Source organism: Sutterella seckii (assembly GCF_009183815.1).
Lineage (GTDB): Bacteria > Pseudomonadota > Gammaproteobacteria > Burkholderiales > Burkholderiaceae_F > Sutterella > Sutterella seckii.
In genome coordinates this window covers 1-363 of sequence record NZ_WEHX01000265.1, presented here as the reverse complement: position 1 = coordinate 363, position 363 = coordinate 1, and the positions used below count along the sequence as shown (strand labels likewise).

At 46.8% G+C, this 363-nt stretch carries 1 rRNA gene; it reads right to left on the bottom strand.

Annotation, left to right across the window (positions count from 1 at the left end):
• Nucleotides 1-278: 278 nt before the first annotated feature.
• A 5S ribosomal RNA gene (rrf, locus tag GBM95_RS13245) occupies nucleotides 279-363 on the bottom strand; the annotation flags it as partial.

Below are 363 nucleotides of genomic sequence, written 5' to 3'. Positions count from 1 at the left end.
AGTCTTCGGAATCGTGAAATTCCGATGCTCCTCAGGAGCTCCTCAAGCTTTCCGATGTTCACACTTATCGGTTCGTTGAATCTGATTTTTAAAGAACTTCGCTGAATCTTTTCGTTCAGCGCAGACTTTGCATTTTACGGAAGCTTAGTCTGTTTGTCAAGAGCGTTTTTAAACTTTTTTCTCGCTGCCTTGTCGGCAGCGCGTTGAAAAGTCAACCCTCTCATAAATAGCGAAAACCCCTGCCGGCCTTAAGCCAACAGGGGTTTCGTTTGTAGGGAGCCTGGCGATGACCTACTTTCACTGGAAATACAACCAACTATCATCGGCGCGGAGACGTTTCACTGTCCTGTTCGGAATGGGAAG